Genomic DNA, 17,240 nt, shown 5'->3' on the forward strand with positions numbered 1-17,240 from the left:
GTGCCGTTCGCGGTGGCCGCGTCGGCCGTGCTGCCTTCGGTGTGCACGCCTGCCTCAACTCCCGTTCCGCTTGAGGACGTCGGCGAGGCTCGGGGCCTCGCGGTCCCGCTGGGAGACCGACGTGGGGGGCAGCGGCCAGGGGATGGCGAGTTCGGGGTCGTCGAAGGCGATGGTCACGTCCTCGGACGGGTCGTGCGGGCGGTCGATGCGGTACGAGACGTCCGTGGTCCCGGTGAGCGCCTGGAAGCCGTGGGCGCAGCCCGCCGGGATGTAGAGGGTCGCCTGGGTGTCGTCGGACAGCTCGAAGTGGGCCTGGTTCAGGTACGTCGGCGAGTCCGGGCGCAGGTCCACGACGACGTCGAAGATCTTCCCGTACGAGCAGCGCACCAGCTTGGCCTCGCCGGCGCCGGAGCGCAGGTGGAGGCCGCGGAGGACGCCCCGGACGGAGCGGGACAGGCTGTCCTGGACGAAGGCGTCCGGGTCGAGGCCCACCGAGCGGACCACGTCGGCGTCGAAGGTGCGGCAGAAGAAGCCGCGTTCGTCGGCGTACGGGGTCGGCTCGAAGAGGTACGCGCCGGCGATGGCCTGGACTTCGGTCGCTTTCATGGAGCCTTCCGCGAGGTGGGGACGTGGTGGGTGGGGGCGGCCGCCGGGAACAGGGCGGTCGTCAGGGTGGTGAAGAAGCGGTCGAGTCGACGGTCGGCGTCCCGGTTCCGCTCGGCGAGGGTCTGCCGCAGCTCGGCCGAGTGCTTCTCCAGCGTGCGGAACTGTTCGAGCAGGCGGTCGGCGTCGACCTCGCGTGCCGGGTGGCAGTACGCGTCCAGGCCCATCTCGGCCATGAGCGTGTCGCTCTTCGACGCGTAGCTGACGGCGAGGGTCGGCGTGCCGGCCTTCAGCGCGCAGACCAGGTTGTGGTACCGGGTCGCGACGACGGCGTCGGCGGCCGCCGCCTCCTTCATCAGGCCGGTCAGCGAGGCCGCGTCGGACGCGGTGACCAGCGGTGAGTCCACCGCGGCGAGGATCGAATCGACCACCGTCGCGTCGTGCGCGTCGCCGGTCAGGAGCCGGACCGGCCGGCCTTCCTCGACCAGCGCGCGGACGAAGCGGGTGGTGCCGTCGACGTAGCGCCGGTGGATCTCCTCGGCCCTGGCCCGGTCGTCGTTGCCGCCGTGGAAGTCCATGACGCCGACGCAGACCGCTCCCGACGGACCGGGGGACGCCGGCGTCGGCAGGGCGAACGCGAGGTCAGGATGGACCTCGTCGCGCACCGTGTCGACGCCCATCGCGCGCATCGCGTCGCGGGACGGGGTGTCGCGGTACGACCGGTAGGCGGCGAGCCGCGCCGACCAGCGGACCAGGGCCCGGGTCGCCCGGTCGCCGATCGGGCCGGCGCCGACGCCGACCAGCGCGACCCGGGTGCCGGACAGCCGGCCGGCCGCGCAGAGGAGGAACAGGGAGTACGGGAAGCCCCAGGGCCGCAGCGGCAGCGTGGCCTCCAGGACGCCCATGCCGGGGACGATCACCACGTCGTGCCGGCGGACCCAGGCGGCGGTGCGGGCGACGTCGACGAGCTTGCCCAGGCCCTTCGACACGATCGCGCCGGCGCGCGACGCCGTCCGGTACTCCCCGCGGTTCCAGTGCAGCCGTGTCGCGGGGATCCCGTACCGGGCGGTGACGGCCTCGGGGCCGCCGCACAGCGCGTCCACGACCGCGTCGGGGTGCTCGGCGGCGAGGTATCCGAGGATGGCCTCCAGCGATCCGTCGTTGCCGAGGTTGCCCGAGCCGAGCAGTCCGAACAGGCCTATGTGTAAGGGGGATTCGCGCGCGTGCGTCACGTCCGCTTCCCTTCGCGGCCGGCGACGAGGTCGTCGACGGAGACGGCGAACCGGTTCGGGTCGACCGGGGCGCGGTCCTCGACGCGCTCGCCGGCGCCCGGCCGGGCCCGGCTGGTCATCCAGGCGGCCAGGTGGCCGTAGCAGGCGCGCCGGTCGGCGGCGGACAGCGGAGCCCGCCGGATCGCCGAGACGAAGCCCAGGACGTACTCGGCGAGGAGCCGGGGCGTCGGGTGCAGCGCTCCCGCCCGCCGGGGGTCGAGATTGACGCAGCGGGAGCGCTTGGAGGGGTTGGCCCGCTCGGCGCGGGTGGGGTGGTCGCGGCGGAAGTACAGCAGTTCCGGCACCTGGTGGAAGGGCCCGTTGAGGCCGATCTCGGCGACGAACGTGCGGTCCGCGTGGTGGTAGCTGTCGTGCGGCCGCACCCGGCGCAGCACGTCGGCCCGCATCACCCCGTAGAAGTCGTCGCCGCCGGGCTCGAACAGCATGCTGCGGAACCGCTCCGGCGCGTGCGGGGAGGCGGTGGCGAGCCCGTACTCGTACGGGACCTTCACCCGGCCGTCCTCGTCGATGACCGCCTGGTCGGCGTGGGCGAGGATCACCTCCGGCCGCTCGTCCAGCGCCTCCACGCAGCGGCGCAGCAGGTCACGGGCGTACAGGTCGTCGTGCGAGGCCCACTTGAACAGCTCGCCGCCGCACTGGGTGAACACGTAGTTGTGGTTCGGTGCGGCGCCGATGTTCCGGGGCAGCCGGATGTACCGGATGCGCGAGTCGAGCGCCGCGTACTTGCGGCAGATCTCCTGGGTCCCGTCGGTCGAGGCGTTGTCGGAGACGACCAGCTCGAAGTCCTCGTAGGTCTGGCCGAGCAGGGCGTCGAACGACTCGGCGAGGTACTCCTCGCCGTTGTACACGGGCAGGCCGATGCTCAACCGGGGATGGGTTGTCATGACGTCCTCACTTCGGGGTTCGGTTCTTGGTGGTGCTCCCGCAGGGCGGCGCGCAGCTGCAGCCACCACACGGCCGAGCTGCCGAAGGTCGCGGCGGCGACGCCCCAGGCCGAGCCGACCGTGCCGGCGACGACGGCCCCGCCGAGCCCGCCGCCGACGTAGCAGGCGGAGGCGAACATCTGGCAGCGCAGACTGCGCCGGGCCGCGCCGAGCGCGCGCAGCCCGGACGCCGCGCCGGTGCCGAGGCTGGCGCCGGCGACGCCGAGGGTGGCCGGCACGATGAGCTCCGCGGCGGAGTGCCAGACCCCGCCGAGCACGAGCTCGCCGAGCCGTTCCGGCACGAGCAGCAGCGCCGCGCCCCAGAGCAGGGCGGCGGCGGCCTGCCCGCCGCCGAGGAGGAGGCAGAACCTGCTGAGCCGGTCGGGGGCCCGCCGCAGGACCCGTGCCGCCTCCGCGACGGTGACCAGCGACAGGCCCATGAGCACGGCGAGGAACGGCCCGAGGAGCAGCTCGGCGCCCCGGACCGTGCCCACCGCGCCGACCCCGACGATCGCGCCGAGCCCGTACGCCCGCAGCTGGCTCGCGCCGCTGAGGCCGACGTTCTCGACGAGGTACCGGTAGCCGAGGTCGCGCTGCTCGCGGAGCCAGCCGCGCGCTTCCGTGACCCGGGGCCGGATGCCGGACTGGAAGCAGCCGTGGACCGCGGCCACGGCGGCGGACGCGCCCCAGGCGAGCACGAAGGCGGCCACGCTGCCCACGTGGGCCGCCACCACCAGGGCCGGGACGAGCGCGACGCCCCACACGACGTCGTTGACGAACGCCTTCCGCCCGGTGCCGGCGGCGAAGAAGGCGAACCGCCAGGCGTCCTGCAGCAGCAGCGCGGGCAGCACGACGCCGAGGACGGCGAACGCGGACCCCACACCGCCGCCGACGAGCAGGCCGGCCACGGCGCACACCGCGCCGAGGACGGCGCCGACGCCCAGCGCGGTCCCCGACGCGCGGGCCGCCGCCCCGCGCCAGGACGCCACCGACACGCCGCTGAAGCGCACCATGAGCGGGTCGGTGGCGAGCCCGCGGGAGACGTTGAGCACCACGCCGTAGGTCACCCACGCCAGGCTGAACGCGCCGAACGCGGCCGGCCCCAGCGAGCGGGCCACGTAGATGCCCACCGCGAAGTTGGTCATGCTCGACGCCGCCTGGTCGGCGAGCCCCCAGGACAGTCGGCCGACCATGGCCCGCTTGGCGGACCGCCCGGCCGGTTCGGCCGGGGCCTCCGGTCCCGCCGTCCGCTTCCCCTCGGTGGTCATCCTCCTCATGCCTTGATCAGTCCGGCGCCGTGCAGGGCGTCGGCCGCGGCGGCGACGGTGTCGAACGGCAGCCCGGACCGCTCGGCGACGTCGAGCAGACCGTGCTCGCCGTCGGAGAGGCTGAGCACCCAGAGCATGGCCATCTGGGCCTGCTTGGTGTCGCTGCGGCCACCCAGCGCGTCGTACAAGCCGCGCCGTCCCAACTGCGGTTCGCCGTAAGGGCTGAGGTTGACGTACCGCCGGTTGCGGTCGAGGACGCCGAACGCCTCGCGGCAGACGGCGAGCGTGTCCGCCAGCGCCTCCGGGGAGACGAAGTCCGGGTTGTCCGCCGAGGTGTGGTACTCGGGGTAGCCCGCGTACGGGGTCCGGCTGAGCGAGCCCACGCCGAGATCGAAACCGGGCGAGCAGTACTGCCGCTCGTCGTAGCCGTACGGCGTGAACTCGTTGACGGTGTGCGGGCGTTCGGAAGCGGCGAGCACGTACCGCATCACCCGGTCGATCTCCGCGTCCCCGCGCCTGCTCTGCTTGTACGTCAGATCGCCCGGGTCGCCCGCGCAGGCCAGCACGAGACCGTGCTTGACCTGCTCGATCCGCTCCGCGTTCCGGGCCAGCCAGGTGATCGCCCCGATGGTGCCGGGCGCGAAGACGAAGCGGTACGTGTAGTACGGCGTCGTCTCCGCCAGCGCCCGGGCCAGGAACACCGCCACCGCCACGCCGGCCATGTTGTCGTTGGCCAGCGCCGGGTGGCAGATGTGGCAGGACACGATCACCTCGTCGGTGACCCGCCCCGGGACCACGTGCTCGGCGTAGGTGAGGTGGCCGTCGGCGAGCGTGGAGTCGACGCACACCTCGTAGTCGCCGTCCGGCAGCGCGTCCAGGGTGTCCTGGGCCAGGCAGAACCCCCAGTCCGGCTTGTAGTAGCTGGTGCGGTACGGCACCCAGGACGGCTGGTCGGGCAGCGTGTGCAGGTGTTCGCGCAGCTCGGCGAGCGGCATGGTCGCCGACACCGGCACGCTGTAGCCGAGCACGTGCAGGCTGGACGCGGCGAAGTCGACGACCCGGTTGCCGGTGGAGTCCGCGACGTACGCGTCGCGGATGTTCCACTCCTGCGGCACCGTCCAGTCGAGCACCCGGGTTCCGGTCGGCACCTCGTGCACCCGCAGCGGGACGTACTCGTCGACGATCTCCAGGGTGGCGCGCACCCCGTCGCCGGTGATGCTCCGGCACAGCGGGTGGAGCCGCTCCACCAGCCGGTGCATCTGTTCGCCGAGCTCGGTCACCGGCTCCGCCGCAGGGTGTCGTCGACGGTGCCGGCCTCGGACGCCGCGCGCAGCACGGCCAGCCGGGTGAAGCGCCGCTCGAAGTCCTCGCCGGTGAGCCCGTGCTCCCGGTAGGCGTCGGCGAGTTCGTGCGCGCCCTGCTCGACCGTCCACGCGCAGTCGAAGCCGGGGATCGCCGCGCGGAACCGGGAGAAGTCCACCCGGTACGACCGCGGGTCGGCGCCGTTCTCGCCGGTGATCCGCACCTTCGAGCCGGACACCGCCTCGGCGACCTGCTCGGCGATCTCGGCGACCGTGACGTTGTTGACCTCGCTGCCGATGTTGAACGCCCGGTCGTGCACGGCCTCGCGGGGCGCGGTCAGCGCGGCCGCGAAGGCCTGGGCGATGTCGGCGGCGTGCACGAGCGGCCGCCAGGGGGTGCCGTCGGAGAGGACGAGGACCTCACCGGACAGCAGGGCGTGGCCCACCAGGTTGTTCAGCACGATGTCGGCGCGCAGCCGGGGGGAGTAGCCGAACGCGGTGGCGTTGCGCATGTACACCGGGCTGAAGTCGCCGTCGGCCAGCGCGTGCAGGTCGTCCTCCACCCGCACCTTGGACTCCGCGTACGGCGTCACCGGGCGCAGCGGGGCGTCCTCGGAGACCAGGTCGTCGCCGCCCGCGGCGCCGTACACCGAGCACGTCGACGCGTACAGGAAGCGTCCCACTCCGGCGTCGCGGGCCAGCTCGGCGAGCCGCACGGAGGCGTGGTGGTTGATGTCGTAGGTGAGCTGCGGCGCCAGGGATCCCAGCGGGTCGTTGGACAGCGCGGCCAGGTGGATCACGGCGTCCACCCCGGCCACGTGCTCGGCCGTGACGTCGCGCAGGTCGACCCGGTGCCCCTGGGGGTCCGCGGGCGTCGGGCCGAGGACGCAGTCGGCGAACAGGCCGGAGTCGAGGCCGACGACCTCGTGTCCGGCGGCCGTGAGGACGGGGGCCATCACGGTGCCCAGGTAGCCCTGGTGTCCGGTGAGCAGTACGCGCAAGGTTCATTCCCCCAGGTCGAGAGTGAGTTTGGTGACGGCGAAGGCCTCGGCGTAGCGCGCGTGGCATTCGATGCCGCGGATCCGCGCGAGGCCGAGGAAGGCCTCGCGGTCGTACCAGGGACGGTGCCGCTGCGAGGCGTAGTGCTCCTGCAGCAGCCGCACCTTCTGTTCGGCGGTCTCCGGCGAGAGCGGCTGGTACGCGGTGGGACGGCCGAGGTCGCCGTCCCACTTGACGATCTCGTAGCCGAGCACGAGGTGGTCGCGGAACGAGGTGGGGATCAGCTTCGCCAGGCCGCGGTGGTCCTGGTGCGCGTCCTCGGTGCGCGGGGCCAGGACGAGGTCGGGCTCGGTCCGCCCGCGCAGTTCCTCGACGGCGTTCTTGGCCTCCTCCCAGTGCGCCGGCAGCCGGCCGTCCGGCAGCTTGAGCACGGTCAGCCGCAGGTCGGCGCCCGGACAGAAGGCGGCGAGCGCGGCCCGCTCCTCGTCCTCGCGCTCGCCGCCGCCGCCCGAGAGCACCAGCGCGTCGACCCGGAGGCCGGGCCGCGCCCGGCACAGCGTGAGCAGCGTGCCGCCCGCGCCGATGGCGATGTCGTCGCAGTGGGCGCCCACCGCGACGATCCGGTCCAGGGAACCGGCCCCGAGCCGGATCACGCGCGCACCCCGGTGCCCGCCCCCGCGCCGTCCCGCTCCCACACGGCCCACGGGCGGTCGCCCGCGGCGTAGGCGGCGTCGAGTGCGGCCCGCTCCTTCACGGTGTCGGTCGGCTTCCAGAAGCCGCGGTGCTGGTGCGCCACCAGCCGGCCTTCCTTGGCGAGGCCGGCGCAGCCGTCGGCGACCAGGTCGCCGTTCTCCGGAATGTGGTCGAAGACCTCCTGGCGGAGGACGAAGTAGCCGCCGTTCTCCCACAGCGGCAGGTCGCTCACCGCGGTGATGCCCCCGACCAGGCCGTCCTCGCCCAGGTCCACGCAGTGGAACGAGGACTGCGGCGGCACCACCATCATCGAGGCGCCGGCGTCGCGGGCGGAGAACCGGTCGATCATCTCGTCGAGCGGGGCGTCGGTGAGCACGTCGGCGTAGTTGGCGAGGAACATCTCGTCGCCGTCCAGGTGGTGGCGCACCCGGCGCAGCCGCTCGCCGATCGGCGACTCCATGCCGGTCTGCGCGAACGTGATGGTCCAGTCCGATATGTCGGTGGACAGCAGCTCGGTCCTCCCGCCGCGGAGCACGAAGTCGTTGGACGTCGTCTCCTTGTAGTCGAGGAAGAAGTTCTTGATGTGGTCCGCGCCGTAGCCGAGGCACAGAATGAACTCCCGGTGCCCGAAGTGCGCGTAGTAGCGCATGACGTGCCAGATCAGCGGGCGCGGGCCGACCATCGCCATCGGCTTGGGCACGTCGTCGGAGGCTCCGTTGCGCATGCGCATGCCGTAGCCGCCGCAGAACAGGACGACCTTCATGACGTCACCTCGACAATGCTGAGTTCCGGGATGGGGAAGACGAGCCGGCCGCCCCACTCGTGGACGAAGGACAACTGCTCGGTCAGCTCGGCCCGCAGGTTCCACGGGAGGACGAGGACGTAGTCCGGCTTGTCGGCGGCGATCCGCTCGGGCGGCAGGATCGGGATGCGGGTGCCGGGGGTGAACCTGCCGTGCTTGTACGGGTTCCGGTCGACCGTGTACGCGAGCAGGTCGGGCCGGATGCCGCAGTGGTTGAGCAGGGTGTTGCCCTTGCCCGGGGCGCCGTAGCCGACGACCGTCTCACCGCGCTCGGCCGCCTCGACGAGGAACCGCAGCAGGTCCCGGCGCACCTTGGCGACCCGGGCGGAGAACTCGGCGTACCCGGACAGCTCCTGGAGCCCGGCGGCCTTCTCCCGGTCGAGGACCTCGGCCACGCGGGCGGACGGCTCGCCGGCCACCTCGGCGGGGCGGGCCCACAGCCGGATGGAGCCGCCGTGCGTGGGAAGCAACTCGACGTCCACGAGCGCCAGTCCGCCGCTCGCGAGGGCCCGGATCGCGGACGCGACCGTGTAGTACTGGAAGTGCTCGTGGTAGATGGTGTCGTACTGGTTGTCCTCGATGAGGGTCAGCAGGTGCTGCACCTCGATGGAGACCCAGCCGTCGTCGGCGACCAGGGCGCGCAGCCCCTGGGTGAACCCGACGACGTCGGGGATGTGCGCGTACACGTTGTTCGCCACGACCAGGTTCGCCGGGCCGTGCTCCGCGCGGACGGCCGCACCGGTCTCCGGGCTCAGGAACTCCGTGAGCGTGGGCACGCCCGCGTCCCGCGCGGTCGCACCGACGTTCACCGACGGCTCGATCCCGAGGCAGCGGATCCCCCGGTCCACCACGTGCCGCAGCAGGTACCCGTCGTTGCTCGCGACCTCCACCACGAAGGCGTCGGCGTCGAGACCGAGGCGCTCCACGGCACCGTCGACGAAGGTGCGCGCGTGCTCCACCCAGGACGTCGAGAACGAGGAGAAGTACGCGTACTCCTTGAACGTCTCCTCGGGTGTGATCAGCGGCGGGATCTGCGCCAGCCAGCAGTCGGTGCAGACCCGCAGGTGCAGCGGGTACGCGGGTTCCGGCCGGTCCAGTTCGTCCGCGGCGAGAAAGCTCTCGCACGGTGGCGTCGCCCCGAGATCGACGACGCTCGCCAGCGTCGCCGAGCCGCAGAGTCGGCATCGTGTCATTTACTGCCCCCCATTGATTCCGACCGCACCGCGATCGCGGTGCGGTACTCCTCCAGCAGGCGCTCCAGCCCGACGGCCGGGCTGAAGCCCTGGTCGTACCGGCGCCGGGCCGCCGCACCCATCTCCCGGTTGCCGGCCGGGTCCGCCGTGACCCGGCGCAGGCAGGACGCGAGCGAGGAGGCCTCGCCCGGCCGGTGCAGCAGCCCGGTCACCCCGTCCTCGACGAGTTCGGTGAAGGAGCCGTGACCGGCGGCGACGGCCGGGACCCCCGCCGCCATCGCCTCCGCGACCACCAGGCCGAACGTCTCCAGGGCCATCGACGGGGCCACCACGGCGACCGACCGCGCGACGGCCTCCCGGCACTGGGCCGGGTCGTACAGGCCGACGTACCGGACGTCGTCCCGGCCCGCCGCCCACGCGGTCACGTCCCGCTCCAGCGGCCCCGCGCCGGCGAGCACCAGCGGCACGCCCACACCGCCGCCGGCCGTGATCTCGTCCCACGCGGCCATGAGCAGCCCTACGCCCTTGGTGTCCGCGAGCCGGCCGAGGAAGAGCAGGTGCTCGCCGTCGCCCGTCCGGACGGCCCCCGGGTCGGGCACGAAGTTGTGCTTCACGACCAGCCGCTCGGGCGGCATGCCGGACCGGACGAGGATGTCGCGCTGCGCCGAGGAGATGCAGAGGAACCGCTCCACGCCGGACCACCACCGCCGTCGGTTGACCGACAGGCTGACCGCGAGCGGGACCGTCGCGAGGCGCGAGTCCCGGTAGCAGCCGTGCCGGACGGCGGGCAGCGAGGTCGGCGAGCCGACGCAGTCGGTGCACGGCCGGCCGTTCCGGTGCAGCGTGCCCGGCGGGCAGATCTGGGTGTAGTTGTGCAGCGTGGCGACGACGGGCACGCCGACGTCGGCGCAGGCGGCGAGCACCGCGGGCGACAGGAGCGGGAACACGTTGTGGACGTGCACCACGTCCGGCCGGTCGGCGCGGAGCCGGGCCGCGAGTTCGGTGCGGACCGCCGGGTTCCACGGCACGAGGAGCGGCACCGCGGCCTTGGAGAGGAGGGAGCGGGCGGCGATGGTGTCGCTGCGCCGTTCGAACAGCTCGACGCGGTGGCCGGCCGCGCGCAGCAGCCCCACCTCTTCGTCGACGACTCGGTTCTCCCCGCTCGGCTGCGCCGAGGAGTAGCGGTTGTGCACTACGAGGACATGCATGCTCAGGTCACCTCCGGGCCCATCTCGGGACGCGTCGTTGAGGAACTTCGGCCGCCGGTACGGGCGTCGTGGGCGTCGCGGTGGTCGCCGCGGCGGGTGCCACGAGCAGCGAGGCGGCCAGGGTCAGGTGCAGCAGGTAGGCGGAGGCGTCGCCGAGGCCGACCTCGGTGTACGACGAGATCGCGCAGTAGCCGATCAGGTAGATCGCGCAGGCCCTCGACAGCGACGGAGGCCGGAACAGCGCGACGCCGCCGAGCACGATGATCATCGCGGCCACGATGGTGACGCCGACCAGGCCCTGCTCGTGGTAGACGGCCAGCCAGCTGTTGTCGATCGGCAGCCCGCCGAACGACTTGTCGCCGAGCCCCGTGCCGAGCAGCTTCTCGCCGGTCGTCCGGGGCGCGTCGAGCAGGGCGTCCCAGACCTTGGCGCGGCCGGTGAGGTTGGCGAAGTTCTCCTGGCTCTGCCCGCGCAGGAACCACGCCTGCAGCGCCGAGCTGAACACCACCGCGGCCACCGTGGCGCACAGCACCGCCCAGGCGAAGAAGCGGCGGGCCGCCGCGCTGGTCAGCACGAGCGAGCCGATGGCCAGGACGAGACCGATGAGCAGGCCGAGCGTGGCCGTCCGGGTGTGGGTCATCGCGAGCAGGACGAGGGCCGGCACGATCACCACCGCCGCGTGGGCCGCGCTGGTCCTGCGGCCGAGCACGAGCAGCACGGTGAGTCCGATGATCACCGCGGCGTACTGGCCGATCTGCGGCGGGGTGAGCGGCCACAGCGCGCCGACGAGCCGTCCGCCGTAGTACTCGGGCATGGCGGTGCCCGGTGAGGCGACCAGCCCGGCGGCCACGAGCACGAGCACCGCGAAGTACAGCCGGATGTGGTGGCGGACGAACGTCAGGCCGCCGTCCCACCAGCGGCTGAGCAGCCACAGCGTGGCGACGAAGAGGGCCAGCCGGGCGCAGCGGAACAGCGCGCCGAAGCCGGTCTCCAGGTGCACGCTGGAGATCACGCTCACCGCCACCAGGAGGCTGAGCAGGAACACGAACGCGCTGGGCCGGACGCGCAGCCGCAGGTTGACGAGGAGCGCCAGCGCGAACGCGGCGACCAGCGCACCCATCGTGGCCATCTGGATCAGGGAGCGGGGCAGCGTGACGATGGTCTTCGCCCCGGCGGAGCCCAGCGTGTTGAGGACGAGGAGCCCCCAGACCGTCGCGACGAGCCTCGGCGTGTGGTCGGTGGTCATCTCACCCCCCGTCCCGTGCGCGGAGGGTGCTGCCGGCGTCCTGCCGGTACGGCGCGCCCTGCCACTGCCGGAAGCCGAGGACCCGGCCCGTGTCGTGGGCGACGAACCTCCAGGGCCCGACGTAGACGTTGTCGTACCAGCGGTTGTGCTGCTCGCCGGTGATCGCCCGGGCCACCCGGTCGCCCAGGTACGGCGACCAGTCGGGGGACGTGCCCTCGTTGGACAGCACCGCCATCCGGTCGCACAGCTCCTCGCAGCCGACGACGGACTTGTCGAGGGAGAAGCGGTTGCCGTGGACGTCGACGCGCTGGGTCTTCCACCGGCAGTCGGCGTAGAGCGGCGCGGTGGCGATGGCGGGCCGCGCGCAGCGCTCCGTGTCCTTCACCAGCAGCGTGCAGTACCCGGTGGAGGTGTTGGCCGGGCTGTTGCAGAAGCGGTCGGCGTTCTCCCACAGGGTGATCCCGGACCAGTTGTCCTCCAGCACGTTCCGGTGGATCTCGATCCGGTCCGTGCGGGCCGGGATCCGCGGTTCGCCGCCGGCCTCGGACACGTAGACCGTGCCGTACGGGAAGTCGTCGCCGTCGGCGGCGGCCCTGCGGCCCTCGACCCAGTTGTTCCGCCGGATCGTGTTGTTCCTGATCACCGCGTTGTAGCTGGTCTCGTAGATGAGGGCGGCGCCGTCGTTGGCCTCCAGGACGTTGTCCTCGAAGCGGAAGTCGTTGTTGTTGTTGTCCGCCCACAGCCCGGTCCCGCGGTTGTCGTGCACCCAGTTGCCGCGGACGTCGGCGCCGTCGACGGCCCAGAACTTGATGCCGGCGCTGCAGCCGCAGCCCGGCTGCCGCCGCTCCCAGTCGTCGGTGTTGTTGCCCGTGATCTCGTTGCCCTCGACGACGAGGCCCTTGACGGAGTCGCCGGCCTTGTACGCGTTCATCGCGTACTGCCCGTTGCGGCGCAGGCAGTTGGCGCGGACCCGCTGGCGGGCACCGGCCATCATCCCGGCGCCGGAGTTGTCCTGGACCGTCGAGTGCTCGATCACCCACCCGTCGGCCGAGTCGTGGTTGATCACGCCCTCGTTCTGCGGCGCGACGAAGCCCTGCACGGTCAGATGGCTGAGGGTGACGTCACGGGCCGTGCCGCCGAACGCGTACTGGTTGGTCCGCCCGCCGTCGAGGACCGCGCCCGGCGCGCCGAGGTAGCGGTTCCCCTCCTTCGGGAGGACCTGGTCGTACGGGCCCGGTTCGAGCCGGTGCCGGCCCGGCCGCAGCCAGAACGTGGTGCGCGGCGGACTGCTCTCGGTCTTGGCGGCCAGGTCGCCGACCACCGACGGGTCGACCGTCACCGCGCCCGCCGGTGCCGTCGCCGGCCCGGACGCGCGCGCCGCGCACACCCGGGCCACCGACGTGGACGGAGCTGCGGTCGGCGCGGCGGTCGGCGCCGGCCGCGCGTCGGGCGTGTCCGGCGTGCCGCCCTCGCAGCCGGTCGCCGCGAGCAGCGCCAGTACGAGCGGTGCCGCGGGCAGCACCCGGTGCCGCCACTTGATCCCCAAGCCTTCCCCCACTAGCCGCGGAACCCGAGCACGGTCGTGAAACCCCGCGCGCCGTCGCTGAATCCGGTGCCGACCAGCGTGGTGGCGGGCTCCTTGCGCCCGAAGCCGGCGGAGTACCAGCCCAGCGGCGGTTCGCTCGCGCCGCGATGGGCCCGCCAGGTCAGCTCCCCGGGCAGGTCGAGCACCGCGGAGCGGTCCTCGCCGTCCCGGGTCCAGCTGAGCACCGCCCGGCTGCCCACCAGGTCCGCGGTGATCGCCGGGCCGAGGTGGAAGGCCAGCGACACGGCCCGGGGCGGTCCCTCGACCTCGTCGACGACGGTCAGTTCGCCGCTCTCGGCCGCCAGCTCCACCGTGCGGCGGTGCACGGAGGGCTGGTAGCCGTCGTGCGCGGCGGACCAGCGGGCCGCTCCGCCGGAGGTGCCGGACGTGTCCGCGACCAGGACGCGGCTGCGGGCGTGCCGGGTCCACAGGAACGGGCCGCCGGAGACGGACTGGTCGGCGCCGTCCAGGGACAGGGTGTTGTGGCCGAGGGTCGACCGGAAGTACCGCCGCCACTCGGGCTGCCCGTGGTAGCAGAAGGTCCCCGGGTCGGCGAGCACGTCGACCCCGTCGTGCCGGACCTCCACGGACAGCGCGTCCGCGTGGGCGTGCGCGGCGATGGACAGGAAACCGTGCGGACCGGCGTCGCAGCGGCACCAGATGCCGTCCGGGCCGCGCAGGATGGTCATGCCCGCGTCGGCGAAGTGGTCCGGCCGGCTCGCCGGGCGGGACACGGCGGGCGCGCCTCCGACCTCGGCGTACGGCCGCAGGAGCGCGGCGAGCAGCGGCGTGCGCACGTCGGTGCCGGTCACCGCGGGCCACCAGGGGAGCCGCCCGAACACGGCCTCCCCGGTGGCGAGCAGCGAGCCCCACCGCTCGGTGCCGGCGCCGTCCACGACCAGACCGTGCCCGTCGTCCGCGTCGCCCTGCCGCGGCGGCCGCAGCCGGTCGTCCACGACGGCGGCGAGCGCGTCCGTCATCCGCAGCAGGACCAGCCGGACCGTCGCGGGCACCGGCACGCCGGCGGCGTCCGCCTCGGCCACCGCGGCCAGGCCGAGTTCGAGGACCAGACCGTGGTACTCGGTGGCCAGCTCGCGGTTGAGGCCGGAGAGGAAGGTGTTGGCGCGCAGGTGCCGGTCCAGCGACCGCATCGCGTCGGCCCGCCAGCGCGCCGACGAAGGGAACCAGCCGAACGCGCAGGCCGCGGCGAACTGCCCGGCGGCCTCCGCGATGACGTGGTTGTTCGCCGAGGACCCCCGGCTGGGGAACCCGGCCAGCCAGCGCTGGTGGTGCCAGATCTGCCGGCGTGCCACCGGGTTGTCCTCGAAGAGACCGGCCGCGCCCGGCCAGCCGTCGAGCAGCCGGCGCACCCACACCCAGGACAGCAGCCGGATGCCCAGCTCGATGCCGCTGGTCCAGTGCACCCCGCGCAGCGGCGTGTTGGCCGCCCACCACGACCGCAGGTGCTCGGCCACCCGCTCCGCGTACCGCTCGTCCCCGGTGACCGCGTAGGCGGCGGCGAGCACGGTGAGGTACTGGTGCCGGGACGGCTCCCAGATCTGCTTGATGTCGCCGACCGCCTCCTCGTCCCGGTACGGCACGTCGAAGGCGTAGCCCCACGGGGCCCGGCGCCCCGTCTTCGGGTCGCGGCACCAGTCCGGGTCGACCATGTCGTCCCGCTCCACCCCGAAGAACTCGGCGTGCCCGGCCATCAGCCGGTCCGCCTCGGCGACGAGCCGCTTCGCGGCGTCCGAGGGCACCGCGTCGACCGTCCCCGCGGGCAGCACCGCCGTGAACCGGGCGCCGGTCACGGCCGGGCACTCCGGCGGCGCCGACCGCCACCGCCGCCTGCGCACCGCGTCGGACACCCGGCCGCCGACCTCCCGCGGCCCCATCCGGGACAGCCGCCGCAGGTACCAGCCCGTGCTCATCGTCATCGCGCCCCCGCCAGCTTCACCGGCACACCGGCGGCCAGACCGGCCTGTACGGCGAGGGTGGCCGCCGTGGTGGCGACCAGCGACTCCAGCGGCACCGGCATCGGCCCGCCGGTCCGCACGGCCCTGACGAACGAGGCCAGCTCCGCCTCCTGGCCCTTGTCGCGGGCCTTCGGCAGCCGCGAACTGACCCACTTCCCGGGGCCGTACACCGACGCGCGCACGAAGTCGTCGAGCCGCAGCACCTTGCCGTCGGCGACCAGGTCCAGCGTCTCCTTGGGGAAGCCGGGGGCGCCGGTCGTCACGTAGCTGATGGTGGCGGTGGACCCGTCCGGGTAGCGCAGCAGCACCTGCAGGTCCTCGTTGCCGGGCGTGGCGACCGCGTACACGGAGACCGGGTCGGCCCCGAGCAGCCAGCTCGCCGTGTCGACGAAGTGCCCGCCCTCGCCGGCGAACCGCGAGCCCTCGGTGCCCTGCTGGAGGTACCAGCTGCCGTGCTGCAGCGAGCCGGCGTTGACCAGGTAGCGGAGGTTCGCCGGACCGGTCCGGGCGCCGAAGCGCTTCCTCGCCTCCTGGAGCAGCGGCGAGAACCGGCGGTTGAAGCCCACCTGGAGCCGGTCGTTTCCGGACTTCTCCACCGCGGCGAGCACGCCCGCCAGCTCGTCCTCGGTGAGCGCCAGCGGCTTCTCCACGAACACGGCCTTGCCGGCGAGCAGCGCCCGCTGGGTCAGTTCGGCGTGCGAGCTGTGCCGGGTGACCACGAACACCGCGTCGACGGACGGGTCGTCGAGCACGGAGTCCAGGTCGGTGGTCGCCTCGGCGAAGCCGAACTTCCGCTGCGCGTTGGCCGCGGACAGCGCCGTCGTGGTGACGACCTTCGACAGCTCGACGCCCTCGCGCTGCGCCAGGTGCGGCAGCAGCATCGACGTCGCGTAGTTCCCGGCGCCGACGAACGCCAGCCGCACCGGCGTGCCGGCCGGGCGGACCGCGGCGGTGGTGCCGGCGGCGGGCCGCTTCACCGCGGGCACGGCCACCTCCGGCGCCGCCGCCTCCGCGGCGCCCTCGTGCACGGGGTAGCGGAACAGCACGGCCACGGCCTTCAGGTCGCCGTCCTTCAGCGACCGGTACGTCTCGACGGCGTCCTCGAAGTCGGCGACGTGGGAGACCAGGGGCTCCACGTCGACGCTGCCGCGCGCGACGAGGTCGAGGAAGCACGCCAGGTTGCGGCGCTCGGTCCAGCGCACGTAGCCGATCGGGTAGTCCCGACCCTCCAGCTCGTACTCCGGGTCGTAGCGCCCGGGGCCGTACGAGCGGGAGAACCGGACGTCGAGCTCCTTCTCGTAGTACGCGTTCCACGGCAGGTCCAGGCGGCACTTGCCGATGTCGACGACCCGGCCCCGGTCCCGGCTCATCCGGGCGGCCAGCTCGACCGGCTGGTTGCTGCCGCCGCCTGCGGCCAGGTACACCTGGTCCACGCCGTGGCCGCCGGTGAGTTCGGCGACGGCGGTCTCCACGGCCGCCGAGCCCGGGTCGGCGCAGGCCGTGGCGCCCAGGCGCTCGGCGAGCTCGCAGCGCGCCGGATCGGGGTCGACGCCGATGACGCGGACGCCCGCGGCGGCGAGGAGCTGCACCACCAGCTGCCCGATCAGCCCGAGGCCGATGACCAGCGCCGACTCGCCGAGCTGCGGCTCGCCCTGGCGGACGCCCTGCAGCGCGATCGACCCGACCGTGCCGAAGGCCGCGTGCCGCGGGGCCAGGCCGTCCGGCACGGGCGTGTAGAGGTTCTTCGGCACCCAGTTCAGCTCGGCGTGCAGCGCGTGCTCGTTGCCGGCGCAGGCCACGAGGTCGCCGACGGCCACGTCGTCGATCCCGGCGCCGACCTGCTCGACGACACCGCACAGGGAGTAGCCCAGCGGCGTGTAGGAGTCCAGCTTGCCCATCACCTTGCGGTAGGTCGCGGGCACCCCGTTGGTGGCCACGCTCTGCATGACCTTGGCCACCTGGTCCGGGCGGGAGCGGGCCTTGCCGAGCATCGACATGCCCGCCTCGGACACCTTCATGAGCTCGGTCCCGGTGGAGATCAGCGAGTAGGCGGTGCGGACCAGCACACCGCCCGGCTTGCATCCGGGCACCGGCACGTCGAGCACCGCCAGTTCGCCGCTCTTGTAGTTCTGTACGACCTGTTTCACCGAA

At 73.3% G+C, this 17,240-nt stretch carries 14 protein-coding genes; all 14 read right to left on the reverse strand.

From position 1 onward, the window contains the following. Nucleotides 1–54: 54 nt before the first annotated feature. Genes rfbC through ACIQFX_RS26975 form a run of 14 tightly spaced genes read right to left on the reverse strand, consistent with a single transcriptional unit; the run spans nt 55 to nt 17,236 of the window. A complete protein-coding gene (rfbC, locus tag ACIQFX_RS26910) occupies nt 55–606 on the reverse strand; it encodes a dTDP-4-dehydrorhamnose 3,5-epimerase (protein WP_402468291.1) in 552 nt (183 codons plus the stop codon). After that, complete coding sequence (locus tag ACIQFX_RS26915) at nt 603–1,835, reverse strand: polysaccharide pyruvyl transferase family protein (protein WP_402468294.1); 1,233 nt, start codon at nt 1,833–1,835, stop codon at nt 603–605. The genes rfbC and ACIQFX_RS26915 overlap by 4 nt, the downstream gene beginning before the upstream one ends. Beyond that, the gene (locus ACIQFX_RS26920; protein WP_402468297.1) at nt 1,832–2,779 is read right to left on the reverse strand and encodes a glycosyltransferase family 2 protein; all 948 of its coding nucleotides are present in this window, start codon (nt 2,777–2,779) and stop codon (nt 1,832–1,834) included. The genes ACIQFX_RS26915 and ACIQFX_RS26920 overlap by 4 nt, the downstream gene beginning before the upstream one ends. Further along, a complete protein-coding gene (locus ACIQFX_RS26925) occupies nt 2,776–4,086 on the reverse strand; it encodes a hypothetical protein (protein ID WP_402468299.1) in 1,311 nt (436 codons plus the stop codon). Before ACIQFX_RS26925 ends, ACIQFX_RS26920 begins: the two co-directional genes overlap by 4 nt. A 5-nt stretch (nt 4,087–4,091) precedes the next feature. Next, nucleotides 4,092–5,345 (reverse strand): DUF4910 domain-containing protein, encoded by a 1,254-nt coding sequence (locus tag ACIQFX_RS26930; protein ID WP_402468790.1) that lies wholly within the window; start codon nt 5,343–5,345, stop codon nt 4,092–4,094. Nucleotides 5,346–5,362: 17 nt separating this feature from the next. Next, nucleotides 5,363–6,388, reverse strand: coding sequence for an NAD-dependent epimerase/dehydratase family protein (locus ACIQFX_RS26935; RefSeq protein ID WP_402468301.1), 1,026 nt, complete (start codon nt 6,386–6,388; stop codon nt 5,363–5,365). 3 nt (nt 6,389–6,391) lie between these two features. Beyond that, a complete protein-coding gene (locus tag ACIQFX_RS26940) occupies nt 6,392–7,039 on the reverse strand; it encodes a PIG-L deacetylase family protein (RefSeq protein ID WP_402468304.1) in 648 nt (215 codons plus the stop codon). Beyond that, nucleotides 7,036–7,842, reverse strand: a complete 807-nt coding sequence (locus tag ACIQFX_RS26945; protein ID WP_402468307.1) for a glucose-1-phosphate cytidylyltransferase — start codon at nt 7,840–7,842, stop codon at nt 7,036–7,038. Before ACIQFX_RS26945 ends, ACIQFX_RS26940 begins: the two co-directional genes overlap by 4 nt. Continuing rightward, nucleotides 7,839–9,074 carry a class I SAM-dependent methyltransferase gene (locus tag ACIQFX_RS26950; protein ID WP_402468309.1) on the reverse strand — a complete coding sequence of 412 codons (1,236 nt, stop codon included), beginning with the start codon at nt 9,072–9,074 and terminating at the stop codon, nt 7,839–7,841. Before ACIQFX_RS26950 ends, ACIQFX_RS26945 begins: the two co-directional genes overlap by 4 nt. Beyond that, nucleotides 9,071–10,282, reverse strand: a complete 1,212-nt coding sequence (locus ACIQFX_RS26955) for a glycosyltransferase (RefSeq protein WP_402468313.1) — start codon at nt 10,280–10,282, stop codon at nt 9,071–9,073. Before ACIQFX_RS26955 ends, ACIQFX_RS26950 begins: the two co-directional genes overlap by 4 nt. Before the next feature lie 7 nt (nt 10,283–10,289). Next, nucleotides 10,290–11,528 (reverse strand): O-antigen ligase domain-containing protein, encoded by a 1,239-nt coding sequence (locus ACIQFX_RS26960; RefSeq protein WP_402468316.1) that lies wholly within the window; start codon nt 11,526–11,528, stop codon nt 10,290–10,292. Between the two features lies 1 nt (nt 11,529). Further along, a complete protein-coding gene (locus ACIQFX_RS26965; RefSeq protein ID WP_402468318.1) occupies nt 11,530–13,074 on the reverse strand; it encodes a right-handed parallel beta-helix repeat-containing protein in 1,545 nt (514 codons plus the stop codon). Nucleotides 13,075–13,085: 11 nt separating this feature from the next. Further along, nucleotides 13,086–15,050, reverse strand: a complete 1,965-nt coding sequence (locus ACIQFX_RS26970) for an alginate lyase family protein (protein WP_402468320.1) — start codon at nt 15,048–15,050, stop codon at nt 13,086–13,088. Further along, the gene (locus ACIQFX_RS26975; protein ID WP_402468323.1) at nt 15,047–17,236 is read right to left on the reverse strand and encodes a bi-domain-containing oxidoreductase; all 2,190 of its coding nucleotides are present in this window, start codon (nt 17,234–17,236) and stop codon (nt 15,047–15,049) included. The genes ACIQFX_RS26970 and ACIQFX_RS26975 overlap by 4 nt, the downstream gene beginning before the upstream one ends. Between the last annotated feature and the right edge of the window lie 4 nt (nt 17,237–17,240).

Origin of the sequence: Streptomyces sp. NPDC093089 (assembly GCF_044754405.1) — a bacterium.
In the GTDB taxonomy this organism is placed as follows: domain Bacteria; phylum Actinomycetota; class Actinomycetes; order Streptomycetales; family Streptomycetaceae; genus Streptomyces.

Bases quoted from the DNA above. Each gene is read 5' to 3' on its own strand.
- ACIQFX_RS26945 (WP_402468307.1), bottom strand. From the start codon at position 7,842: ATGAAGGTCGTCCTGTTCTGCGGCGGCTACGGCATGCGCATGCGCAAC.
- ACIQFX_RS26955 (WP_402468313.1), bottom strand. From the start codon at position 10,282: ATGCATGTCCTCGTAGTGCACAACCGCTACTCCTCGGCGCAGCCGAGC.
- ACIQFX_RS26960 (WP_402468316.1), bottom strand. From the start codon at position 11,528: ATGACCACCGACCACACGCCGAGGCTCGTCGCGACGGTCTGGGGGCTC.
- rfbC (WP_402468291.1), bottom strand. From the start codon at position 606: ATGAAAGCGACCGAAGTCCAGGCCATCGCCGGCGCGTACCTCTTCGAG.
- ACIQFX_RS26950 (WP_402468309.1), bottom strand. From the start codon at position 9,074: ATGACACGATGCCGACTCTGCGGCTCGGCGACGCTGGCGAGCGTCGTC.
- ACIQFX_RS26925 (WP_402468299.1), bottom strand. From the start codon at position 4,086: ATGACCACCGAGGGGAAGCGGACGGCGGGACCGGAGGCCCCGGCCGAA.
- ACIQFX_RS26930 (WP_402468790.1), bottom strand. From the start codon at position 5,345: ATGCACCGGCTGGTGGAGCGGCTCCACCCGCTGTGCCGGAGCATCACC.
- ACIQFX_RS26970 (WP_402468320.1), bottom strand. From the start codon at position 15,050: ATGACGATGAGCACGGGCTGGTACCTGCGGCGGCTGTCCCGGATGGGG.
- ACIQFX_RS26920 (WP_402468297.1), bottom strand. From the start codon at position 2,779: ATGACAACCCATCCCCGGTTGAGCATCGGCCTGCCCGTGTACAACGGC.